Raw genomic sequence first — 22,740 nt, forward strand, 5'->3', positions numbered from 1 at the left:
TGCTGGAAGATAGGGCTTGTGTATCCCGTCGCCCTCTCGGTTCGTGACCGGCGCGTCGTCGTCGTCGGCGGCGGGACCGTGGCCGAACGAAAGGTGCGCGGGCTCCTGGAGGCCGGGGCGCGCGTCGTCGTCGTCAGCCCGGCCCTGACGCCGGGGTTGACCGCGCTGGCCGAAACGAGCGCCTTGAGCTGGCAGGTGCGGCCGTACGCCGCCGGTGATCTAACGGGCGCTCTCTTGGCCTTTGCCGCCACCGGCGATGCGGACGTCGACGCGGCCGTGGTGGCCGAAGCGCGCGCCGCCGGGATCCTGGTCAACGACGCCGGTGACGCCGCTCGCGGCGACTTCGCCACCCCGGCCGTCCACCGGTCCGGCCCGCTGACCGTCACGGTCGAGACCGGCGGCCTCTCGCCGAGCTTCACCAAGCGGGTCCGCGACGAGCTGGCGGTGCAGCTCGACGCCCGCTACGCGCGCGCCGCCGCGACGCTGGGGGCCCTGCGCGAGCGCGTGCTGGCGGTCATCCCCGCCGATCGGCGGGCCGCCGTCATGCGGCATTTCGCCGAACGCGACCTCGAGGAGCTGGCGGCGATGCTCCCCGGCAGCGTCGAGCACGAGGTCGAGCGCGCCGCCGAGACGCTGGCCGGGGTCGTCCCGGCGACGCTGGCGCCGCTGGTCTGCGCGACCCGCGCGAGCGCGCTGGCGATGACGCAGACGCGCGGCGTCATGGCGGCGCTGGCGCGGGCCGGACTGCCCTCGACGATCCTCACCGTCACGACCCGCGGCGACGCCGTCCAGGATCGCTCGATCGCCGCGATCGGGACCGACAACGTGTTCGTCACCGAGCTGGAGCTGGCGCTGCGCGAGAAGCGCGCCGACTACGCGGTCCACTCGTGCAAGGATTTGCCGAGTACGCTGGCCGCCGACATGACGCTGGCGGCGATCGGCGCGCGCGAGGATCCGCGCGACGTCTTTTGCAGCGAGCGCTGGCCGACGTTCGCCGCGCTGCCGGCCGGCGCGCGGATCGGCACCTCCTCGCCGCGGCGGCGCGCGCAGCTGCGCGCGCTGCGCCCTGATCTGGTGTACGACGACGTGCGCGGCAATGTCGACACGCGGCTGCGCAAGCTGCGCGACGGCGACTACGACGCGATCGTGCTGGCCGCCGCCGGGCTGCGCCGGCTGGGCGTCGCCGCCACCCACACCGTCCCGTTCCCGGTCGACGAGCTGACCCCGGCGGTCGGGCAAGGCGCCCTGGCGGTCGAGACCCGGCGTGGCGACCCGCTCGCCGTGCGCGTGCGGGAGATCCTGGGCGACCCGGCCACGACGCTCGCGGTGACCGCCGAGCGCGCGGTGCTGCGCGCTCTGCGTGGTGGCTGCCAGGCGCCGGTCGGCGTCCACGCGACCTGGGCCGACGGGCGGCTCGCCCTGGGCGCGGCGGTCGCGGCACCGTCCGGGGCGGCCGTCCTGCGCGCCCGACGCGAGGCCCAGATCGCGATCGACGACCTGGCCGGCGCCGAGGCACTCGCCGACGCGCTCGCCGGCGAGCTGCTGGCCGACGGGGCGGCCGAGCTGATCGCTCCGGCCCCACTGGCCGGCCGGCTGTTCCTGTTGCCGCGCACGCAGCCGCGGCCGAGCCGTATCGCCCCGGCCTTTCGCGAGGCGGGCGCCGAGGTCGTCGAGGCGGCCGACAGCGCGGCGGCGCGCACGGCCCTGGGCGCGCGGACCCCGAGCGTGATCCTGTTCCCCTCGTCCGGGTCGGTGGAGGCGATCGGCGGCTATCTGGACGAGCTGCGCGGCCGGCGCGAGCGACCGCTCGTCGCCGCCATGGGCCCGGCCTCCTCGGCCAGCGCCGGGGCACGCGGGTGGCCACCAGACGTTGTGGCACCCTCTGCCGAAGTAGGGGCGTTCGTGCAGTCCGTGATGCTCTACGTCCTGGAGAACGAGCGATGAACCTGGCCCAGCGCACCCGCCTGGTCGCCCGTCCGCGCCGCACGCGCGCGAGCGCGGCGTTTCGCGGCATGGTCCGCGAGACGCGGATCAATCGCGACGGCCTGGTGCAGCCGCTGTTCGTGGTGGAAGGCACCAACGTCGTGCAGCCGATCGGCTCGATGCCGGGCGTGAGCCGGTACTCGGTCGACGCCGTCGTGCGCGAGTGCCGCGAGCTCGAGGCGGTCGGCGTCAAGGCCGTGCTGCTCTTCGGCATCCCGGACAGCGCCGCCAAAGACGCCTACGCGACGATCAACGCCGATCCCAACGGCGTCGTGCAGCGCGCCGCGCGCGCGATCAAGGACGCGTTGCCGCATCTGGTGGTCATCGCCGACCTGTGCAACTGCGAGTACACCGACCACGGCCACTGCGGCATTCTCGATCCGACCGGTGACGTCGACAACGACCGCACGCTCGAGGTGCTGGCGAAGACCGCGGTCTCGTACGCGCAGGCCGGCGTCGACGTCGTCGCACCGTCCGACATGATGGACGGCCGAGTGGCCGCGATTCGCGGAGCGCTCGACGACGAGGGCTTCACCAAGACCGCGATCATGTCGTACGCGGCGAAGTACGCCTCGGGGTTCTACGGCCCGTTCCGCGAAGCGGCCGAGTCGACGCCCTCGTTCGGCGACCGCCGCACCTACCAGATGGATCCCGGCAACGCGCGCGAGGCGCTCAAAGAGGTGCGGCTCGACGTCGAGGAGGGCGCCGATATCGTCATGGTCAAGCCGGCGATGGCGTATCTCGACGTGCTCTACCGCGTGCGCCAGAGCACCGATCTTCCGCTGGCCGTCTATCACGTCAGCGGCGAGTACGCGATGATCAAGGCCGCCGCCGCCAACGGCTGGATCGACGAAGAACGCATCGTCGACGAGACGCTGACCGCCATGGCCCGCGCCGGTGCCGACGTCATCATCACCTACTTCGCCAAAGACTATCTCGCGCGCACCCGATGAGCGAGCCGCACGACATAACGATCTGCATTCTCGCCGGCGGCGAAGCGACGCGCTTGCCGGGGAAGCTCGCGCTCGAGGTCGGCGAGGTGCCGATGCTGGTGCGCGTGTTCCGCAATCTGGCGCGTGACCGCGAGGTGTGGATCTCGACGAAGGGTTCGCTGCCGCCGGAGATCGACGCGCAGCTGGACGCGCCGATGGTGGTCGACCGCTGGCCCAAGCGCGGACCGCTCTCCGGGCTGCTCTCGACGATGAGCGAGATGCGCAGCACCTGGGTGTTCGCCTGCGCCGGTGACGCGCCGTTCGTCGACGCCGCGTTCGTCGACGAGCTCGCGACGTCGATCTCGCCCGAGCTCGACGCGATCGTGCCGGCCCACGCCCAGGACGCCAAGCGCATCGAGCCGCTGGCGGCGCTCTACCGCCGCGAAGCGTTCTTGCGCGAGGGGACGCCGATTCTGCTCGGCGGCGAGGGGGCGTTGCGGCTGGTCATCGACCGGCTGCGCACGCGCTTCGTGCCGGCGCGCAACGCGGCGGTCTTCACCAACGTCAACACGCCGGCCGACTACGCCGGACTGCGCGGCGCGGCGGTATGAACCGCAGCCGCTCCGAGGCCGCCTTCGCGGCCGCGCGCCGCGTCATCCCCGGCGGCGTCAACTCGACCGTGCGCGCTTTCAAGGCCGTCGGGGGAACGCCGGTGTTCATCCGCGAGGCGCAGGGCGCATACGTCACCGACGTCGACGGGAACCGCTACCTCGACTACGTCCTCTCGTGGGGACCGATGATCGCCGGTCACGCGCACCCTGCGGTCGTGGCCGCGATCCGCGACGCCGCGCTGCGCGGAACCTCGTACGGCGCGCCGACCGAAGCCGAGACCGAGCTGGCGAACCGCATCGTGCGCGCGGTGCCGTCGGTCGAAAAGGTCCGCTTTTGCTCGTCGGGCACGGAGGCGACCGCGAACGCGATTCGCCTCGCGCGCGGGTTCACCGGGCGCGACAAGTTCATCAAGTTCGCCGGCTGCTATCACGGCTGCGCCGATCCGTTCCTGATCGCGGCCGGCTCGAGCGCGTTGACGATGGGCGTGCCGGACTCCAAGGGCGTCACCGCCGGTACCGCGCGCGACACGATCAACGTGCCGTACAACGACGCGGCCGCGGTGCGCGCGGTGTTCGAGCACAACCCCGAGGGCGTCGCGGCGGTGATCGTCGAGCCGTACGTCGGCAACATGGGGTTCGTGCTGCCCGAGCCGGGCTTTCTCGAGGCCTTGCGGCGGCTGACCAGCGAGTTCGGCGCCCTGTTGATCTTCGACGAGGTGATGACGGGCTTTCGGGTCGGCCTGGGCGGGGTGCAGCAGCGCGAGGGCGTGCTGCCCGACCTGACCACGCTCGGCAAGGTCATCGGCGGCGGCCTGCCGGTCGGCGCCTTCGGCGGCCGGGCCGACATCATGGATCGGCTGACGCCCGACGGGGACGTCTTCCAGGCCGGGACGCTATCGGGGAACCCGCTGGCCATGGCGGCCGGGATCGCGACCCTGGACCTGCTCGATGCGCAGACCTACGTGCATCTCGAGCGGCTCGGGACGCGTCTGTGTGAAGGGCTCGGGACGGTCTTCCGCAAGTGGGACGTTCCTCACGTCACGAGCGCAGTGGGTTCGATGTTCGGCTTCTACTTCAACGACGGCCCGGTAACCGATCTGACCAGCGCCAAGCGCAGCGACGTCGGCCTCTACGCGCGTTTCTTCCACGCCATGCTCGACCGCGGGTTCTCCTTCGCGCCCTCGCAGTACGAGGCGGCGTTCCTCTCGCTGGCCCACACCGAGGCCGAGATCGACGCGACGCTCGCGGCCGCCGACGACGCGCTGGCCGAGGTGTTCGCGTGCCGCTAGTCTGCCTGGGCCTCTCGCACCACACCGCGCCGGTCGACGTGCGCGAACGGCACGCGTTCCCGCCCGCCAAGATGGGCGAGGCGCTGGTCGCGCTGCGCGACTACGAAGCCGTGCGCGAAGCGCTGATGGTGCAGACCTGCGGGCGACTCGAGATCTACGCCGAGCTCGAAGACTACGAGTCCGGCGTCCACCAGCTCAAGGCGTTCCTGGGCAACTTCCGTCACGGCGACGTGTCCGACATGGACTCGTACATGTACACGCTGCTGGGCACCGAGGCGATCGAGCACCTGTTCCGCGTCACGACCGGGCTGGACTCGATGCTGATCGGCGAGGCCGAGATCCTCGGCCAGGTCAAGGACGCCTACGTGCAGGCGCAGCGCGCGCACTCGCTCGGCAAGACGCTGCACACGCTCTTGCGCGAAGCGCTCGAAGCCGGCAAAGCGGCGCGCGCCAACACCGGGATCGGCGACGACTCGACCTCGATCGCCACCGCCGCGGTCGCCTGCGCGCTCGCGCACGTCGGCGATCTGAGCGGGGCCAACGTGCTCGTGGTCGGCGCCGGCAAGATGGGCGCGCACGCGGCGCGCCGCCTCAAGGCGGCCGGTGCGCGCGAGATCGTCGTCCTCAACCGTTCGGCCAAGCGCGCGCGCGACGTCGCCGGCATGCTCGGGAACGGCGTGCGGCCGGCCGAGCTGCCCGGACTGATCGACGCGCTCAAGGACGCCGACGTCGTCGTCACCTCGACCGGCGCGTCGCACTTCATCCTCACCCCCGGCAACGTCGCCGAGGCGATGCTGGCGCGGCCGAACCGGCCGCTGTTCGTCGTCGACATCGCCGTGCCGCGCGACGTCGATCCCGAGGTCACCCGTATCCCGGGCGTCGGCCTGGTCGACATCGACGGCCTCGAGCACGCGATCGACGCCACGCTCGAAAAGCGCCGCGAAGCGATCCCGCTGGTCGAAGAGATCATCGCCGCGCACGTCGAGCGCTTCCACCTGTGGTATCAGGCGCGGGTGGCCGTCCCGGTCGTGGCCTCGCTGGTGCAGAAGGCCGACGCGATCCGCGAAGCCGAGGTCACCCGTTTGTTCGCCCGCTGCCCCGAGCTGACGGAACGCGAACGCAGCCTGATCACCGGCGCCTCGCTGACGATCGTCTCGAAGCTGCTGCACAGCGTGGTCACCAAGATCCGCGACAAGGCCGCCGAGAACCACGCCGAAGCGCTGATCCACGCGCGCATGCTCGACGAGCTGTTCGAGCTGCAGGCACTCGACGGAATCGATCCCGCCCACCTCGTCGCCGCCTTCCCCGCCCCCGCCGACGAAAGCGAATAGCAGGACGGTGATGGAGCGAGCGCAGCGGTATCGTGCCGTTGCGATCGAGTTCCTTGCGAGCTCGGACGGGGGGCCCCGTTGTGCCTAGCACGACGGGGGGCGCGGAGCCGGGGGCGCAGCGCGGTACGATCGGCAAAGTCTGGCTCGTCGGCGCCGGGCCGGGCGATCCCGGACTGCTCACCCTCAAGGGTGCGCGGGCGCTCGCGCAGTGCGACGTGCTCGTGTACGACTATCTGGCGTCGGAAGCGATCGTCGCGCTGGCACCGCCGGACTGCGAGAAGATCTACGTCGGCAAGCGGGCCGGCCGGCACACGCTCACGCAGGACGAGATCACCGCGCTGATCGTGCGGCTCGGGCGCGACGGCAAGCGGGTCGTGCGCCTCAAGGGCGGCGACGTGTTCGTGTTCGCGCGCGGCGGCGAGGAGGCGCACGCGCTGGCCGAGGCCGGCGTTCCGTTCGAGATCGTCCCCGGCATCACGTCGGCGATCGCCGCGCCGGCCTACGCCGGCATCCCGGTCACGCACCGCGACCACAACACCAGCTTCACCATCGCGACCGGCCACGAAGATCCGACCAAGGGCTACAGCTCGCTCGATTTCGCCAAGCTCGCCAACCCCAAGGCGACGACGATCTTCTTGATGGCGATGGGCAACTTGGCGGGCATCGTCGCGCAGCTGCGCGCGCACGGCTTGCCCGACGCGACGCCGGTCGGAATCGTGCACGAGGGAACGAAGCCGACGCAGGAAGTGGTGACGGCGACGCTCGCGACGGTGGTCGACGAGGTCGCCCGCACCGGCATCAGCGCGCCCGCGATCGTCGTCATCGGCGACGTCGTCAAGGAGCGCGAACGCATTCGCTGGTTCGACGCGCAGCCGCTGTTCGGCAAACGCGTGCTGGTCACGCGACCCGCGCACCAGGCCGACGACTTCGCGCAGCAGCTGTGGGAGGCGGGCGCGACGCCGATCCTCGCGCCGACGATCGCGATCGGCCCGCCGCCGGACGCCGCGGCCGCGCGCGAGGCCGTCTCGCGCGTGCGCGACTACGCCTGGGTCGTGTTCACCAGCCGCAACGGCGTCGACGCGTTCTTCGACCTGCTCGGCGAGCTGGGCCGCGACGCGCGCGCCTTCGGCGACGCCAAGGTCGCGGCGATCGGCCCGAAGACCGCCGCGGCGCTGACCGCACGCGGCATTCGGGTCGACCTCGTGCCGCAGACGTACGTCAACGAAGCGGTGGCGGGCGCGCTGCTCGAGCATACGCGCCCGGGTGACCGCGTGCTGGTGTTCCGCGCGCATCAGGCGCGCGAGGTGCTGCCCGAGACGCTGTATCAGGCCGGCCGTGCCGTCGACGTCGTCGCCGGCTACGCGACGCGCGCCGTCGACGATCCGCAGCTGGCCGAGAAAGCCGAGCGCGCCGACGTGGTGACGTTCACCAGCTCCAGCACGGTCAAAGGGTTCCTCGACAACGTGCCGCACGGCGCGCGGATGCTGGTGACCAAGACCGTCGCCTGCATCGGCCCGATCACCGCGCAGACGGCGCGCGAGGCGGGGATTCGCGTCGACGTGGTCGCCGACGAGTTCACCGTCGAGGGCCTCATGCAGGCCCTGCGTACCGCCGCCTCGTCGTGAGACCGCTCGACCTCCTGATCGGCGCCGTCCTCGCCGGAGCGATCGCGCTGATCGCGCTGCGCGCGCACGCGCTCACCCGCGGCGGCGCGCTGGCCGCGTTCGCCGTCGGCACGATCACCTACGCGGCCGGCACGTGGGCCTTCACCGCCGTGCTGCTGGCCTTCTTCGTCCCGTCGGTGCTGCTCTCGCGCGTCGGTCGCGCGCGCAAACGCGCGCTGGTCGACGTCGGCAAACAGGGCCCGCGCGACGCCGCGCAAGTGTTGGCGAACGGCGGCGTCGCGACGCTGTGCGCCCTCCTGTACGGTCTGCGCGGCGACCCGCATTGGGCGTTCGGCTTCGTCGGCGCATACGCGGCCGCGACCGCCGACACGTGGGCGACCGAGATCGGAACGCTCGCACGCGGCCGGCCGCGCTCGATCCTGACCTTCCGGCCGCTGGAGCCGGGGCTCTCGGGCGGCGTCAGCCTCATCGGGACGTTCGGCGCCTTCGTCGGCGCTTGGTGGCTCGGCGCGGTGGCCACCCTCGCGCTTCCGGGCGTCATATCACCGCTCGCGGTCGTCTTCGCGGTCATCGGTTTCGTCGGCGCGCTGGTCGATTCGGTGCTGGGTGCCACGGTGCAGGACCTGCGTCGCTGTCCGGTCTGCGAGCGGGCGTGCGAGACCGATCCACACGTCTGCGGGTCGCCGACCATTCGCGTCCGCGGCTTCGCCTGGATGTCGAACGACCTCGTCAACGCCCTGGCGACGGCGGCCGGCGCGGCGCTGGCTTTCGTTTGGGCCTGATGCAAGTGCCGAAACCAACCTGAGTCGTGGCACAGTCTCATCGTCCGTGCGAGCATCGCTCGCACGACGATGGCGACACACATGACGGCTGACCGGGACGTCAGCGAAAAAGGAACGCGGCTGATCCTGATCACGCTCGGGATCATGCTCGCGACGCTGATGCAGACGCTCGACACGACGATCGTCAACGTCGCGCTGCCCACCATTCAGGGCAATCTGGGCGCGACGCAGGACGAGGGCGCCTGGGTCGTCACCGGCTACATCATCTCGGCCGTCATCGTCATCCCGCTCACGCCCTGGCTGCAAGCGCGCTTCGGCCGGCGGCAGTACTACTCGATCGCGATCATCGGGTTCACGGTCGCTTCGGTGCTGTGCGGCCTGGCCAGCTCGATCACGCAGCTGATCGTCTATCGCATCATCCAAGGGCTGTTCGGCGGCGGCCTGGTCGCGACCGGGCAGGCGGCGCTGCGTGACACCTTCCCGCGGCACTTGCTGGGCACCTCACAGGCACTGTTCGCGATCGGCGCGCTCGTCGGCCCCTCGGTCGGTCCGACCGTCGGCGGCTGGCTGACCGACAACGTCTCCTGGAACTACGTCTTCTTCATCAACATCGTCCCGGGCATCTTCGCGGCGCTGATCGTGCTGACGATGATGCGCAACCCCAGCGATCCCAAACCGATCCCCGTCGACGCGATCGGCCTCGCGCTGCTCGCCGTCGGCCTGGGCTCGCTCCAGTACATCCTGGGCGAAGGACAGCGCAACGACTGGTTCAGCGACCCGGTCATCCGGTTCTTCGGCGCGACCGCGGCGCTCGGGTTGGCGGCGTTCATCTGCTGGTCGCTGTGGGGCACCGATCGCCCGATCGTCGATCTGCGCGCCTACAAATATCGTGCGATCGCGGCCGGCAGCGCGATGGGCTTCGCGATCGGCTCCGTGCTCTACGGCGCGACGGTCATCTTACCGCAGTACGTGCAGACGCTGCTGGGCTTCACCGCCACGCTCTCGGGGATCTTGATCTTCGTACGCGCGCTCGTCATCGCCGTCCTCACGCCGTTCATGGCGCGCTTGGCCGGCAGCGGCAAGGTCGACACGCGCATCCTGCTCGTCAGCGGTTTCGCGCTGATCGGCACCAGCCAGATCTGGCTCGGCTACTTGACCACGACGCAGACCAGCTTCGCGCAGCTGTGCGGCCCGGCGATCGTCGCCGGTCTGGGCCTCGCGCTGCTGTTCACGCCGCTCTCGATCGCGATCCTGAGCGCCGTCCCCCCGCAGGTCGTGCCGAAGGCGACCGCCTTCCAGCAGCTCTCGCTGCAGTTGGGCGGCTCGTTCTCCACCGCCGCGCTCGTCACGCTGCTGGCGCGTCGCGAAGCCTTCCATCAGACGACCCTGGCCGCCAACGCGACGCCGGACAATATCGCCTTCCAGCAGTTGGCGCAAGCCGGCCACAGCACGGCGCTCGCGGTGGCGACGCTCTATCAGGACATCGTCGCGCAAGCGTACACGATGGCCTATGCGGATGCGCAGTGGGCGCTCGGCGCGCTGGCCTTCGTGCTGCTCCCGCTAGTGTTCGTGCTACCCAAGCGCCGACGCGGCCGCATGGGGCCGCCGATCGAGATCCCCGCCGAATGACCCGCCGCTAGGCGGAGCGGGACGCGCGACCGTACTTTTTCTCGAGGTACGGGATGATGTCGTCGTCGTCGTCGAGCACGACGTCGCCGTCGACCAGGACCGGGATCGAGGTCTGACCGGAGGCCGCCAGCGTGTCCCGGCGCTCGGCGTGCGAGTGCGGCTCGTTGATCGTTTTGTAATCGAGCAGCAAGTCGGTGAGCTTCTTGCGCACCCGCGCGCAATAGGGGCACCACTCGGCTTGATAGAGCACGATGTCCGTCGGTCGACCCATCTTTTACCAGGACCGCGGCGCCGCCGAAAGGTTGCGTGCCCGCGCGCGTCGGAGCAGGCGAGGACGGCGATGACCCGCGCAGGGCCACGCGACCGGGCCGCGGTCGCACTCTCCCTCGCCCTCCATGCCAGCCTGTTGACCGTGCTGGCCATCCTGACGCGCTCGCTGGTCACCGGCGCGGCGCCGGAATCCCCGATCAGCTACGTCTCGTTGCTGCACATCGCGCGACCGGCCGTCCAGCCGGCGCACGTGCCGCGGCCGGTACCGCCGCACGCCGCGCCGGTGCGGCGCCCGGCCGTCGTCATCCACCGCATCGTGCTCGCGCCCGCGCCTCAGGCGGCGCGGCCGGACCGTGCCGCACCGGTCAAGCCCGCCGCCGACAACCCGGTCGCGAGCAGCGCTCGCTCGGGTGAGGTGGGGTACGGTGCGCCCGAGCAGAGCGCGGCGGCACCGCCCGTCGCCGCGACCCCGCTGCCGGCGCCGACGCCGGCCGCGGTGGCCGCGCAGGCGGCGGCCACGCCGGCGCCCCGGACGACGGCCACCGATGGGGGCGACCAGCAAGGCGCCGGCGTGGGGAACTTCGGCGAGACCTACCAGCCGGCGCTCGCGCCCGACGTGCGCGCGAGCGTCGTCAGCGGCGTCGCGCGCGGCTTCCTGATCGAGATCCAGGTCGACGAGAACGGGCACGCGACCGGCGTCACGTTCGTGCGCGGGCCGGCCGACCCGGCCGTGCGCGAGGAGCTGCGCACCCGCTTACTCGCGGCGTCGTACATCCCGGCCACCTGCAACGGCTTGCGGTGCACGGGAACGTTCGATTTGCAGACCTAGCGCGCGACCGCGAACGGCAGCCCCAGCTCCTCGCCGAGCCGTTGCAGACCGTCCCAGACCTTCGCGTGCACCGGCACGCCGTGCTCGCGGTTGTAGAGCGTCTTCTCGTGTTCGATCTCGCCCGCGACATAGATGCGATCCTGTCCCGCCGCTTTGCGCGAGTCCTTGAACGAGCGCAGCTCGACGTCCATGTCGCGCTTGAACTCGGCGACGTCACGAAAGCCGTCGACCTTGAAGGCGGCGAAGAAGTGCGAGATGGCGCCGGGTCGCGGCGGGTCGGTCTGCACCGGCAAGTCCAGGCCGAACGCGCCGCCCGCCAACACACCGCACAGGATCTCGACGAGCAAGCCCAACCCGTAGCCCTTGTGGCCGCCGCTGTCGGTACCGTAGCCGCCCAGCGGCAAGAGCGCGCCGTTGAGCCCCGCGCTCGGGTCGAGGGTCTCCTCGCCGTTCGCGTCGATCGCCCAGCCCGACTCGAGCGGCTTCCCTTTGCGCGCGTAGACTTCGAGCTTGCCGCGCGGCACCGTCGTGGTCGCGAAGTCGAGCACGAACGCGGGCTCGTTCTGCGCCGGGATCGCGAACGCGAGCGGATTGGTCCCGAGCAGCACGTCGCGCCCGAACGTCGGCGCGCCGGCGCGCACGGTGTTCGTCGACGCGATGCCGATCATGTCGCGTTCGAGCGCGAGCATCGCGTAGTAGCCCGCGATACCGTAGTGGTTCGAGTTGCAGACCGTGCCGAACGCGGCGCCGGTCGCGTCGGCCTTGTCGAGCACGGCCTCCATCGTCCGCTTGGAGACCGGGTGTCCCAGGCCGTTGCCGCCGTCGACGACCAGCGAGCTGGGCGTCTCGCGCAGCGTCGCGATGGTAGGCCTCGCGGCCAGCTGCCCGTTGCGGACGCGGTCGACGTAGTACGACGCCAAGCGGGCGACGCCGTGCGACTCGACGCCGCGCAGATCGGCGGCGACCAAAACCTCGGCCGTGACGGCCGCATCGGCCGGCGCGACGCCGACGCGTTCGAGGGCGGCGGCGGCGAAACGGGTCAGGCCGGGCGCATCGGCGAGGCGGTACTCGGACGTGATCACCTTCGCCTCTACCCGGCGGCCTTCGGAGGCCCCTGTAGGAGGGGCGGGTTCCGCTCCCCGAAGGCGCGCAGGTGACCGAGCTCGCGCCCGACCTGCTGGCCGCCCTCCGCGCGGCGGTGCCGGGCGGCGTCTTGACCGACCCCGCCGACGTGATCGCGTACGGCTTCGACGCGACGTTCTTCGAGCACACGCCGCCGCTGGTCGTGCTGCCGACCTCGACCGAGCAAGTCAGTGCCGTTCACCGCATCGCGACGCGCTTCCGCGCCGCCATCACGCCGCGCGCGATGGGCTCGGGCCTCTCCGGCGGCGCGATCGCGCTCGACCACAGCATCGTGCTCGGCGTCGCCAAGATGAACCGCATCCTCGAGATCGACGAGATCGACCGCGTCGCCGTGGTGCAGGCCGGCGTCATCAACGCCGACCTGCAAGCCGCCGTCGAGCGGCGCGGGCTGTTCTATCCGCCCGACCCCTCCAGCCTCAAGCAGAGCGCGATCGGCGGCAACGTCGCCGAGAACGCCGGCGGCGCGCGCTGCCTCAAGTACGGCGTCACCGGCGACTACGTCCTGGCGCTCGAAGTGGTGCTGCCCGACGGGACGGTCATCCGCACCGGCGGGCGCACGGTCAAGAACGTGACCGGCTACGACCTGCGCCGTCTGTTCACCGGTGCCGAAGGGACGCTGGGCACGATCACCGAGATCACGCTGCGTCTGTTGGCGAAGCCGGCGTTCTCGCGCACGGCGCTGGCGGTGTTCGACCGCATCGAAGACGCGGCCGGCGCCGTGACCGACGTGCTCGGCGCCGGCATCCTGCCGACCGCGATCGAGATGATCGACCAGTTCACGATGCGCTGCATCGAGGACAACAAGCCGGTCGGACTGCCGCTCGACGCGGCGGCGATTCTGATCTTCGGCGTCGACGGCAACCACGCGTCCGCGCTGAACGACGACTTGGCCGCGATCGACCGCATCGCGCGCGCCGCGGGGGCGCGCGACGTGCAGGTCGCGCAGACCGACGCCGACGCGGAGCGTTTGTGGACCGCGCGCCGTTCGATCAACCCGTCGCTGGCGCGCCGGCGCCCGAACCGGCTCGGCGAGGACATCTGCGTGCCGCGCCGCGCGATCCTGCCGATGCTGCAACGGCTGGCGGAGATTCGCGCCAAGTACGGGCTCGAGCTGCCGGTCTACGGCCACATCGGCGACGGCAACCTGCACCCGAACCTGCTCTGCGACAAGCGCGATCCCGAGGAGATGCGGCGCGTCGAAGCGGCCGCGACCGAGATCTTCGAGGCCGCCGTCGCGCTGGGCGGCACGCTCTCGGGCGAGCACGGCATCGGGCTGCTCAAGAAGCAGTTCATGGAGCTCGACTTGGGGAGCGACGTGCTGGCGCTGATGCATCGCATCAAAGACGCGGTCGATCCGCTGGGGATCATGAACCCGGGCAAGATCTTCCCCGAGCCCGGCGGGATCAGCGCGTTTCGTCTGCCGACCGGCACGCCGCGCAGCGTGCGGTAACGCGCGATGGCCGTCATCCTCGCGCTCGACCAGGGCACGACGAGCTCGCGGGCGATCGTGTTCGACGCGCACGGCAAGATCGTCGCCTTCGAGCAGCAAGAGTTTCCGCAGCACTTCCCGCAGCCGGGCTGGGTCGAGCACGACGCCGCCGACATCTGGTCCTCGCAGCTGGCGGTGGCGCGCGGCGCGCTGCGCAAGGCGCGCCTCGGCGCGGCCGACGTGGCGTCGATCGGGATCACCAACCAGCGCGAGACGACGATCCTGTGGGAACGCGCCAGCGGCCGGCCGGTGGCGCGCGCGATCGTCTGGCAGGACCGGCGCACGGCGCCGCTCTGCGAGGAGCTCATCCGCCGCGGCTTGGGCGAGACGGTCACCGGGCGCACGGGTCTGTTGATCGACCCGTATTTCTCGGGCACCAAGATCGCGTGGCTGCTCGACAACGTTCCCGGTTTGCGCGGACGTGCCGAAGCGGGCGAGATCGCGTTCGGAACCGTCGACAGCTGGCTGATCTGGAACCTGACCGGCGGCAAGCGTCACGTCACCGATCTCACCAACGCCTCGCGCACGATGTTGTTCGACATCCACACGCTGCAGTGGAGCGACGAGCTGCTGCGCGCGCTCGGCGTCCCCAGGAGCGTGCTGCCCGAGGTGCTGCCGTGCAGCGCGGATTTCGGAACCGCCGCGGCCGGCCACTTCGGCGGACCGATCGGCATCGGCGGCGTCGCCGGCGACCAACAGGCGGCGCTGGTCGGCCAAGCCGGTTTCGCGCGCGGGATGGCCAAGAACACCTACGGCACCGGTTCGTTCGTCGTGCTCAACACCGGCGATCAGGTCGTGCGCAGCACGCACGGGCTGCTCTCGACCATCGCGTTCGGTTTGCAGCCGGGCGCGGCGACGTACGCGCTCGAAGGCTCGATCTTCGTCACCGGCGCCGCGGTGCAGTGGCTGCGCGACGGTTTGGGCCTGTTCGAGCGCTCGGACGAAGTCGAGTTCCTGGCGCGGCAGGTCGACGACACCGGCGGGGTCTACTTCGTCCCCGCCTTCGCGGGTTTGGGCGCACCGTACTGGGATCCGTACGCGCGCGGCACGATCGTCGGCATCACTCGCGGGACGACGCGCGCGCATCTTGCGCGCGCCGCGCTGGAGGCGATGGCGTACCAAACCGCCGACGTCATCGCGGAGATGGAGCGCGACGCGGGCGTGCGACTGACCGAGCTGCGCGTCGACGGCGGCGCGTCGGCCAACGACCTGACCATGCAGTTCCAAGCCGACCTGCTGGGCGTGCCCGTTTCGCGACCGGCGATCGTCGAGACGACCGCGCTCGGCGCGGCCTACTTGGCCGGCGTGCACGCCGGCTACTGGGCCGACCTCGAGACCCTCGCCGAGCAGTGGCGCGAGGACAAACGATTCCTTCCGCAGCTGTCCGCCCAGCGCCGCACGGCGCTGCTCGAGCGCTGGCGCGACGCGGTCGAGCGCAGCCGCGGCTGGGCGCGCGCGTGAACCGCGCCGACGGTTTGGCGCGGCTGGCCGCCGAGCGGTTCGACGTGCTGATCGTCGGCGGCGGCGCGACGGGGTTGGGCGCCGCGGTCGACGCCGCCGCGCGCGGCTATCGCACCGCGCTGATCGAAGCGGACGACTTCGCGAAAGCGACCTCCAGCCGCTCGACCAAGCTCGTCCACGGAGGCGTGCGCTACCTGCAGCAAGGCGACATCGGGTTGGTGCGCGAGGCGCTGCACGAACGCACCGCGCTCGTGCGCAACGCGCCGCACCTGGTGCACGACCGCGCCTTCGTCGTCCCGGCGTATCGCTGGCTCGAGCTGCCGTACTACGGCGCCGGCCTGGCCGCGTACGACGTGCTGGCCGGCTGGAGCAACGCGTTTCCGCTCAGCCGGCTGGTCGGCCCGCGCGGCGCGCGCACGCTGATCCCGGGCTTGCGCGCGGACGGTCTCCACGGCGCGATCGTCTATCACGACGGTCAGTTCGACGACGCGCGGCTGGCCGTCACGCTAGCGCGCACCGCCGTCGATCGCGGCGCGGCGGTGGCGAACTACGTGCGCGCGACCGGCTTCGTCTACGCGGGTACGCGGATCGCCGGCGTGCGCGCGCGCGACGCCGAACGCGGCGACGAGCTCACGATCCGAGCGCGGGTCGTCGTCAACGCGGCCGGCATCTTCGTCGATGCGCTGCGGCGGCTCGACGTCCCGGACGCGCCCGCGCTGCTGACGCACAGCCGCGGCTCGCACATCGTCGTGCGCGCGAGCGCGCTGGGCGACGCGAACGCCGCGTTGCTCGTCCCCAAGACGCCCGACGGCCGCGTGCTGTTCGCCGTGCCGTGGCACGAGCACGTCGTCGTCGGCACCACCGACGTCCCGGCCCCGGTCGCGGAGCTCGACCCGCAGCCGACGCGAGCGGAGATCGCCTACATCCTCGAAACGGTGAACCGCTATCTCGCGCAGCCGCTCGACGAGTCCGACATCCTATCCGCGTGGGCGGGCCTGCGGCCGTTGGTCAACCGCGGCGCGGCCCGCACCGCCGCGCTCTCGCGCGAGCACCTGATCGACGTGGCCGACTCCGGCTTGGTCACCATCACCGGCGGCAAGTGGACGACCTACCGCAAGATGGCCGCCGACGTCATCGACGTCGCGATGCGCGTCGGCGCGCTCGCACCGGCGCCGCCCGTGACGGAGCACCTGCCGCTGCACGGTGCGCTCGGACCCTTGCCGGCGCAGGAACGGCTGCACGTGTACGGCAGCGACGCGCCCGCGGTGCTGGCGCTCGAAGCCGCCGCGCCCGCCGCCGCCGCGCTGCTCGATCCGCGCTTGCCGTACACGCAGGCCGAGGTCACCTACGCGGCGCGAGCCGAGATGGCACGCACCGTCGACGACGTGCTGGCGCGCCGCACGCGCGCGCTGTTCCTCGACGCGGCGGCCGCGCGCGCCGGCGCGCCGCGCGTGGCCTCGCTGTTGGCGGCCGAGCTGGGGCGCGACGCCGGCTGGGAACGCGACCAGTTGGCCGCCTTCGACGCCCTGGCCGACCGTGCGGAGGCGCCGCCGGCCGCCTGACGCCGCATCGGCGCCGGGCTGGCGTTCGCCGCGGCGGTCCCGCCGGCGCGACGCGACGATTCCGATCGTCGCGCCGGCCGGCGGCCGGGTGCGCATGTTCGAGACGGTGGTGCACGGCGTGCCGGCGGCTACGCCGCCACCTTCGTCTCCGTCTCGGTGAACGAGATGCCGCGGCGTTCCGGTCCGATCAACGTCACGATGAACACGACCGCGAACACGGCCAGCATGATGATCTGCATGGCGTGACCGTAGTCGGCGCCCGCCGGCGGCGCCAACGGGAAGCTCTTGGTCGCGAAGAGCGCCTCCCATTGCGCCGCGAAGGCGGTGATCAGGTTTCCGAGCTGATAGGTGAAGCCCGGGAAGGTGCCGCGCACGTCGCCCGGCGAGAGCTCGTTGAGGTGCGCCGGGATGACGCCCCACGCGCCCTGCACGAAGAACTGCATGATGAACGCGCCGACGGCGAGCAGCAGCGGCGTCTGTGCGCCGGTCCAAATGGCGATGCTGCAGGCGCCGAGCGCGCAGCAGATGCAGATGGTCAGCTTGCGGCCGATGCGTTGCGAGAGCGCACCGAGCAGCGTTCCGCCCACGATCGCGCCGACGTTCATCACGACGGTGACGTTCTGCACCGTGTGCTGATCGAAACCGCGCTGCACGCGCAAGAACGTCGGGTAGAGGTCCTGCGAACCGTGCGACATGAAGTTGAACGCCGCCATCAGCACGATCGCGAACACGTACAGCAGCGGGTTGCGCAAGATCGAGCGCAACAAATTGCCGTGCTCGCCCAGCTTGCGGTGCTGCCCCGCCTCCCAGACCGGTGACTCTTGCACGGTCGAGCGGATGTAGAGCACCAGCAGCGCCGGCAGCACGCCGACCCAGAACATCCCGCGCCAGCCGATCAGGTTGAAGAACTGGCCGAACACGAGCGCCGCGATCAGGTAGCCGAACGCGTAGCCCTGCTGGATGATCCCGGATGCGACGCCGCGGGCTTCGGCCGGCAGCGTCTCGAGCGCGAGTGCCGCGCCCACGCCCCACTCGCCGCCCATCGCGATGCCGTACAGACAGCGCAGCACGAGCAGCGCGGTGAAGGTCGGCGCGAAGCCGCTGAGCAGCTCGAAGAGCGAGTAGAGCAGGATGCTCGCCATCAGCGGACCGCGTCGCCCGAAGCGGTCGGCCAGCATGCCGAAGATGAGCGCGCCGACCGGGCGGAACATCAGCGTGAGCGTGATCAGCCACGCGGCGGTCGGGATGTTCGGGGTGCCGTCGAGTTTGACGACACCCAGATCCTTGGCGATGTCGGCCAGGACGAACGTCACCAAGAAGAAGTCGAACGCGTCCAGCGTCCAACCGAGGAAGGCCGCGATGAACGCTCGCCACTGCCGGGCGTTCAGCGTGGCGAGTGGAGCAAAGATCGCCATGTCGGTCGGTATACCACACCGGCGGATCGAGCCTTCTCGCGCGCGCCGCGAGCCGGGGAATCGCTTCCCGCTGACCGGGAGCGGCCGCTAGGGCAGGTCGTCCAAGAGTGCCCACGCCTCGGCGTCGGCCGCGTCGAACGTCTGCTCGCCGTCGACGCACCGGTCGTAGGCCGCGGCGATGCGGCGCTTGACGTCGGTCCGTGCCCGTTCGCGCTCGAAGTCGCGGTCGGTGGGCCGGTACATCGTCACGTAGACGGCGAAGTTCTCGCGCGCTTCGCGCAGGGCGTAGTCGCTGTTGACCCCGCCGACCACGACGTCGGGTCGCGGTGCGCCGGGCCGCGTGCGCTCGGCGTCGTCCTGGCCGTCGTCCTCCCAACCGCACAGCGGGCAGATCTCGAACGCGCCGCGCCCGTTGATGGTCGGGTAGCCGCAGCACGGGCAGGTCGAGCGCGCGCCTTCGCGCACCTGCAGCGCGACCCGCTGCTCGGGCGTAAGGTCGGGGGCGAGGACGTCGTCGAAGGTCGCGCGACGCAGCTCGAACGCGGCCCGATCGAAGCTCAGAGCGTCGTCTTCCCGAGCGCGGAGAGGATCAGCTCGACGGCCAGGATCGCGGTTTGGTTCTCGCGGTCCAGGATGGGGTTGATCTCCGTGATCTCCAGCGAGCCGAGCGTTCCCGAGGCCGCCACGCCTTCCATCAACAGGTGCGCTTCGCGGTAGGTGATGCCGCCGCGCACCGGCGTTCCGACGCCCGGCGCTTCTTGCGGGTCGACGCCGTCCATGTCGAACGAGACGTGCACCGACTCGGGCCCGTCGGCGACGATCGCGAGCGCCTCTTCGAGGACGCGGCTCATCCCGAGGCGATCGACGTCCGCCATCGTGAACGCCTTCACGCCCAGCTCGCGAATGATCGCCTTCTCGCCGTCGTCGACGTCGCGCAAGCCGATGAAGGCCATGCGTTTGGGATCGACGGCGTGTTCCTGCAACGCGAAGTGGACCGGCATCCCGTGCACGTTGCCGGACGGGGAGGTCAGCGGCGTGTTGATGTCCCCGTGCGCGTCGACCCAGATGACGCCCGGCGCGCGCCCGCGCGCTTTGGCCACGCCGGTGATCGTTCCCATCGCGATCGAGTGATCGCCGCCGAGCACGAGCGGAAATCCGCCGCCCGCGATGATCTCCTCCACCAATACGGCCAACTCGTCGCAGACCGCCTTGATGATCGGGAAGTACTTCGCGTTCTGCTCCGCAACGGTGGCCGACTCGGGCACCGGCACCCGCAAGTTCCCGTGATCGCTGACCGTGAACCCAAGCTTCTCGAGCGACTCTTTGAGGCGCGCGTAGCGAATCGCGGACGGCCCCATGTCGACCCCGCGCCGGTCGGCGCCCAGGTCCATCGGCACGCCGACGACGTCGACCCGCCCGACCCGCTTGGCCGGTCGACGGAGCTGCGGGCTCACCTCGGTCTGCATGCCCCCAGCTTCGCCGGAGAGGCTGCCCGCCTCCCGGGCGCCATGACCCGGCGTCATGCTTCGGCCCCCGCGGTGCTCCGGCGCGCCGACTGCCGGAACTGCTAGCCGCGTTGCGATTGACGTACCGGCACGCGCGCGCCTACCATCGTTCAGACGAGACGGAGTGAATTGCCATGCGTTCTTCCTTGCTTGCGGCGAGCGTCGCCGTCGCGCTCGCGCTGTGCGGATGCAGCGCGGCGAGCGGGCCCGGCACGAACGTGTGCAGCACGCCGCCGATTCCGATCGTTCAGCTCGCCTCACCGCCCGGCGGCAGCACGGGCGTGAGCCCGAGCATCGGCGAGCTCGTCCTCGCGGAGAGCAGCCCGACGGTCGGGAACGTCACGGTGACCGTCAGCTCGCCGGCCGGAACGATCGTCTCGGGGGCGACGCCCACGAGCGCGCCCTCGCCGCTGCCGAGTCCGCTGGCCTCGCCGCTGCCGGGGACGATCGTCTATTTCAGCATCGGCGTGCCCGTGCTGAGCGCGAACACGAGCTACACCGTCCGCGCGACCTATTCGGTCGGCGGCTCCGGTGCGTGCCCGACCTCGTTTCCGATGACCGCCGGCTCGTTCACGACCGGATAGACGCGCTCACGGCCGGCGCGCGCGCCGCGCCGAACGGGCCGGTTCCTTCGGCAACGCCGTTTCGTCGCGCGGCTCTTTGGTGACCGCGGGCTGCGCCTCGGTGCGCGACACCGGATGCGGCAGCAGCGCGCGCAGCACGACGCGGATCATCGCCGCGGCGGGCACCGCGAGGAACGTCCCGACCAGGCCGAACAACTCGCTGCCGCCGAGGATCGCCAGCAAGATCCAGAACGGCGAGAGGCCGACGTTCTCCTTGAGGACGCGCGGCGCGATGAAGTTGCCGTCGATCTGGTGGATGAGGGCGATGAGCCCGGCGACGACCAGCGCGTTGATCGGGCCGTTGTACGCGAACGCCAGCGCGACGGCGGGCACGAACGCGACCACCGCGCCGGCATACGGGATGAAGTTCAGCGCGCCCGAGACGACCCCGATCAGCAGCGCGTACGGCACGTGCATCACGAACAGCATGAGGGTGAGCATCGCGCCCAAGATCGAGCCGTCGATCAGCTGGCCGCGAATGAAGCCGCCGACGACCGAGTCCAGCTCGCCGATGATCACCTCGGCCTTGTGGCGGGCCGCGCCGCGCGTCGGGAAGATCGCGAGGAAGCCTTTCTTGAGGTTCTCCGCGTCGAGCAGCATGTAGGCCGCCAGTACCGGGACCACGACGATCGTCGCGATGACCGAGATCGTCGAGAGCACGACGGCCAGCGTCTTGGTCGCGGTGCTGAACGCGTTGACGGTGATGAAGTGTTGGATCTGGGCGGGGATCGTGGCCAGGTAGCCGCGTTCGCTGGGCGTGAGCCAGCGCAGCACCGGCGTGTGGGGATCGGCGAACAGCAGCGAGTAGCGGGTGACCAGACCCGGCAGTGCTTTGGCGACGCTCTGCATGTCGCTCACCAGCGGTGGGATCAGCAGCTGCAAGATCGCCGCGCCGACGATCGCGATCAACAAGTACACCAGCAGCACGGCGACGCCCAGCGGCAAGCGTTCGTTCAGACGCCGCACCAGCGGGAAGATCATGTACGCGAAGAACAGCGCGACCACGAACAGAAGCGCGGTCGCCTTGACGTTGCCCAGGAACTCCAGCACGCCCACGGTGAGGTAGATCGCGACCGCGATCAGCCCCAGCGTCTTGAGCCAGAAGGTCACGTTGCGCTCGGCGCGCGAGACCCGGCGGCGCGGGCGGAGGTTGGTGGGATCGGCGCTCATTCCGACCTCTCTTCCGCAGGACGGAGAGGCCGCCCCGTCCCGACGTCGTAGGAGGGGCCGATGCCCGCCCCCACGCGCGCGGCCTTCCTCGGCCTCGCGCTCGTTCCGCTCGCCGCCGGCCTGGCGGACTGCGCCTCGAAGCGGTTTCCACCCGGCGTGCTGCGGGTGGGGATGGTGACGGACGTCGGCGGCCTGGGTGACCACTCGTTCAACGACTCTGCCTACGCCGGCTTGCTGCGCGCGCACCGCGAGCTGGGCGTCGCGACCACCGTCCTGGAGTCGAGCTCGGCGGCTGACTATCAAGTCAACATGACGGTATTGGCCAACAAAGAGTTCGACGTCATCTTCGCGATCGGCTTCCTGATGGCCGAGGACGTCAGCGAGGTGGCGCAGCGGTACGTGCAGCGCCACTTCGGGATCATCGACGCCGTCGTCGACTTGCCCAACGTCACCTCGGTGACGTTCAAGGAAGAGGAAGGCTCGTTCTTGGCCGGCGCGCTCGCCGCGATGGTGACCAAGACCAAGACGATCGCGTTTCTGGGCGGCGTCGATCTGCCGCTGCTGCGCAAGTTCGAGGCAGGCTACACCGCCGGCGCGCGCGAGGTCGATCCCACCGTCAAGACGCTGGTCAAGTACGTCGGTTCGTTCGACGACGTCGCCTCGGGCAAGGAGCTGGCCCAGGTGCTCTACGACGAAGGCGCCGACATCATCTACTGCGCGGCCGGCAAAGCCGGGCTGGGCGCGATCGACGCCGCCAAGCAGCGTCCCGGCGCCTACATCATCGGCGTCGACTCCGACCAGGACGCGCTGGCGCCGGGCAAAATCCTCACCTCGATGGTCAAACGGGTCGACATCGGGGTCTTCCGCGTCTGCGAAGCGCTGGTGAAGCACCGCCCGCTGCCGGGTCACCTGGTGCTGGGGTTGGCGCAAGGCGGCGTCGGGTTGACCGACTTCACGTACACGCGCAGCGTCGTCACGCCGCCGAAGATCGCCGAGCTCGACAAGCTGCGCGCGGCGATCATCGCCGGCAAGATCGTCGTGCCGTCCACGCGGGAGGGACTCGCATCGTTCACGCGCGTCCAGCTCTGAGG

General features: G+C 70.9%; 20 protein-coding genes. 14 read left to right on the plus strand and 6 right to left on the minus strand.

Annotated elements, in window-relative coordinates; genetic code table 11:
• Window positions 1-18: 18 nt before the first annotated feature.
• The 8 genes from hemC to VMD91_09065 all read left to right on the plus strand — a co-directional run bounded on the left by hemC (window position 19) and on the right by VMD91_09065 (window position 10,182).
• Window positions 19-1,944, plus strand: coding sequence for a hydroxymethylbilane synthase (gene hemC / locus VMD91_09030; protein HTW84195.1), 1,926 nt, complete (start codon window positions 19-21; stop codon window positions 1,942-1,944).
• Window positions 1,941-2,936, plus strand: a complete 996-nt coding sequence (gene hemB / locus VMD91_09035; protein ID HTW84196.1) for a porphobilinogen synthase — start codon at window positions 1,941-1,943, stop codon at window positions 2,934-2,936. Before hemC ends, hemB begins: the two co-directional genes overlap by 4 nt.
• Window positions 2,933-3,526, plus strand: a complete 594-nt coding sequence (locus tag VMD91_09040) for a molybdenum cofactor guanylyltransferase (protein HTW84197.1) — start codon at window positions 2,933-2,935, stop codon at window positions 3,524-3,526. Before hemB ends, VMD91_09040 begins: the two co-directional genes overlap by 4 nt.
• Window positions 3,523-4,815, plus strand: coding sequence for a glutamate-1-semialdehyde 2,1-aminomutase (gene hemL, locus VMD91_09045; protein HTW84198.1), 1,293 nt, complete (start codon window positions 3,523-3,525; stop codon window positions 4,813-4,815). The genes VMD91_09040 and hemL overlap by 4 nt, the downstream gene beginning before the upstream one ends.
• Entirely contained in the window at window positions 4,806-6,146 is a 1,341-nt protein-coding gene (gene hemA, locus VMD91_09050) for a glutamyl-tRNA reductase (protein HTW84199.1), read from the plus strand. Before hemL ends, hemA begins: the two co-directional genes overlap by 10 nt.
• A gap of 80 nt (window positions 6,147-6,226) precedes the next feature.
• A complete protein-coding gene (cobA, locus tag VMD91_09055; GenBank protein HTW84200.1) occupies window positions 6,227-7,771 on the plus strand; it encodes a uroporphyrinogen-III C-methyltransferase in 1,545 nt (514 codons plus the stop codon).
• A complete protein-coding gene (locus VMD91_09060; protein HTW84201.1) occupies window positions 7,768-8,553 on the plus strand; it encodes a DUF92 domain-containing protein in 786 nt (261 codons plus the stop codon). Before cobA ends, VMD91_09060 begins: the two co-directional genes overlap by 4 nt.
• Before the next feature lie 81 nt (window positions 8,554-8,634).
• Window positions 8,635-10,182, plus strand: coding sequence for a DHA2 family efflux MFS transporter permease subunit (locus tag VMD91_09065; protein HTW84202.1), 1,548 nt, complete (start codon window positions 8,635-8,637; stop codon window positions 10,180-10,182).
• A gap of 7 nt (window positions 10,183-10,189) precedes the next feature.
• On the opposite strand, the gene VMD91_09070 is transcribed toward VMD91_09065, so the two are convergent.
• On the minus strand, window positions 10,190-10,453 hold the full coding sequence (locus VMD91_09070; protein ID HTW84203.1) for a glutaredoxin: 264 nt from the start codon (window positions 10,451-10,453) through the stop codon (window positions 10,190-10,192).
• Between the two features lie 69 nt (window positions 10,454-10,522).
• Between VMD91_09070 and VMD91_09075 the strand changes: the two genes are divergently transcribed.
• On the plus strand, window positions 10,523-11,281 hold the full coding sequence (locus tag VMD91_09075; protein HTW84204.1) for a hypothetical protein: 759 nt from the start codon (window positions 10,523-10,525) through the stop codon (window positions 11,279-11,281).
• On the opposite strand, the gene VMD91_09080 is transcribed toward VMD91_09075, so the two are convergent.
• Window positions 11,278-12,363 carry an Ldh family oxidoreductase gene (locus VMD91_09080; GenBank protein ID HTW84205.1) on the minus strand — a complete coding sequence of 362 codons (1,086 nt, stop codon included), beginning with the start codon at window positions 12,361-12,363 and terminating at the stop codon, window positions 11,278-11,280. The two genes, VMD91_09075 and VMD91_09080, sit on opposite strands and share 4 nt — an antisense overlap.
• A 71-nt stretch (window positions 12,364-12,434) precedes the next feature.
• On the opposite strand from VMD91_09080, the gene VMD91_09085 reads away from it, so the two are divergent.
• The 3 genes from VMD91_09085 to VMD91_09095 are packed head-to-tail and all read left to right on the plus strand — an operon-like array spanning window position 12,435 to window position 16,936.
• Complete coding sequence (locus VMD91_09085) at window positions 12,435-13,874, plus strand: FAD-linked oxidase C-terminal domain-containing protein (protein HTW84206.1); 1,440 nt, start codon at window positions 12,435-12,437, stop codon at window positions 13,872-13,874.
• A gap of 6 nt (window positions 13,875-13,880) precedes the next feature.
• Entirely contained in the window at window positions 13,881-15,374 is a 1,494-nt protein-coding gene (gene glpK, locus VMD91_09090; GenBank protein ID HTW84207.1) for a glycerol kinase GlpK, read from the plus strand.
• A complete protein-coding gene (locus VMD91_09095) occupies window positions 15,371-16,936 on the plus strand; it encodes a glycerol-3-phosphate dehydrogenase/oxidase (GenBank protein HTW84208.1) in 1,566 nt (521 codons plus the stop codon). The genes glpK and VMD91_09095 overlap by 4 nt, the downstream gene beginning before the upstream one ends.
• A gap of 128 nt (window positions 16,937-17,064) precedes the next feature.
• Here the strand turns inward: VMD91_09095 and VMD91_09100 are convergent, their stop codons facing one another.
• From VMD91_09100 to rocF, 3 genes are all read right to left on the minus strand, one after another.
• A complete protein-coding gene (locus VMD91_09100) occupies window positions 17,065-18,351 on the minus strand; it encodes an MFS transporter (GenBank protein HTW84209.1) in 1,287 nt (428 codons plus the stop codon).
• Between the two features lie 87 nt (window positions 18,352-18,438).
• Window positions 18,439-18,816, minus strand: a complete 378-nt coding sequence (locus VMD91_09105) for a CPCC family cysteine-rich protein (protein ID HTW84210.1) — start codon at window positions 18,814-18,816, stop codon at window positions 18,439-18,441.
• Between the two features lie 92 nt (window positions 18,817-18,908).
• Window positions 18,909-19,817 carry an arginase gene (gene rocF / locus VMD91_09110; protein ID HTW84211.1) on the minus strand — a complete coding sequence of 303 codons (909 nt, stop codon included), beginning with the start codon at window positions 19,815-19,817 and terminating at the stop codon, window positions 18,909-18,911.
• Window positions 19,818-19,990: 173 nt separating this feature from the next.
• Between rocF and VMD91_09115 the strand changes: the two genes are divergently transcribed.
• Window positions 19,991-20,440, plus strand: coding sequence for a hypothetical protein (locus VMD91_09115; GenBank protein HTW84212.1), 450 nt, complete (start codon window positions 19,991-19,993; stop codon window positions 20,438-20,440).
• Window positions 20,441-20,446: 6 nt separating this feature from the next.
• Here the strand turns inward: VMD91_09115 and VMD91_09120 are convergent, their stop codons facing one another.
• Entirely contained in the window at window positions 20,447-21,649 is a 1,203-nt protein-coding gene (locus tag VMD91_09120; GenBank protein ID HTW84213.1) for an AI-2E family transporter, read from the minus strand.
• A gap of 60 nt (window positions 21,650-21,709) precedes the next feature.
• Here VMD91_09120 and VMD91_09125 point away from each other — a divergent pair, with 60 nt between their 5' ends.
• Entirely contained in the window at window positions 21,710-22,738 is a 1,029-nt protein-coding gene (locus tag VMD91_09125; GenBank protein HTW84214.1) for a BMP family ABC transporter substrate-binding protein, read from the plus strand.
• Window positions 22,739-22,740 lie beyond the last annotated feature (2 nt).

Origin of the sequence: Candidatus Sulfotelmatobacter sp. (genome assembly GCA_035504415.1) — a bacterium.
Lineage (GTDB): Bacteria > Vulcanimicrobiota > Vulcanimicrobiia > Vulcanimicrobiales > Vulcanimicrobiaceae > Vulcanimicrobium.

What these genes read in the sequence shown, in the direction of transcription:
- hemB (HTW84196.1), top strand. Translation starts at nt 1,941, where the DNA reads ATGAACCTGGCCCAGCGCACCCGCCTGGTCGCCCGTCCGCGCCGCACG.
- VMD91_09040 (HTW84197.1), top strand. Translation starts at nt 2,933, where the DNA reads ATGAGCGAGCCGCACGACATAACGATCTGCATTCTCGCCGGCGGCGAA.
- hemL (HTW84198.1), top strand. Translation starts at nt 3,523, where the DNA reads ATGAACCGCAGCCGCTCCGAGGCCGCCTTCGCGGCCGCGCGCCGCGTC.
- VMD91_09065 (HTW84202.1), top strand. Translation starts at nt 8,635, where the DNA reads ATGACGGCTGACCGGGACGTCAGCGAAAAAGGAACGCGGCTGATCCTG.
- VMD91_09070 (HTW84203.1), bottom strand. Translation starts at nt 10,453, where the DNA reads ATGGGTCGACCGACGGACATCGTGCTCTATCAAGCCGAGTGGTGCCCC.
- VMD91_09075 (HTW84204.1), top strand. Translation starts at nt 10,523, where the DNA reads ATGACCCGCGCAGGGCCACGCGACCGGGCCGCGGTCGCACTCTCCCTC.
- glpK (HTW84207.1), top strand. Translation starts at nt 13,881, where the DNA reads ATGGCCGTCATCCTCGCGCTCGACCAGGGCACGACGAGCTCGCGGGCG.
- VMD91_09100 (HTW84209.1), bottom strand. Translation starts at nt 18,351, where the DNA reads ATGGCGATCTTTGCTCCACTCGCCACGCTGAACGCCCGGCAGTGGCGA.
- rocF (HTW84211.1), bottom strand. Translation starts at nt 19,817, where the DNA reads ATGCAGACCGAGGTGAGCCCGCAGCTCCGTCGACCGGCCAAGCGGGTC.
- VMD91_09115 (HTW84212.1), top strand. Translation starts at nt 19,991, where the DNA reads ATGCGTTCTTCCTTGCTTGCGGCGAGCGTCGCCGTCGCGCTCGCGCTG.
- VMD91_09120 (HTW84213.1), bottom strand. Translation starts at nt 21,649, where the DNA reads ATGAGCGCCGATCCCACCAACCTCCGCCCGCGCCGCCGGGTCTCGCGC.
- VMD91_09125 (HTW84214.1), top strand. Translation starts at nt 21,710, where the DNA reads ATGCCCGCCCCCACGCGCGCGGCCTTCCTCGGCCTCGCGCTCGTTCCG.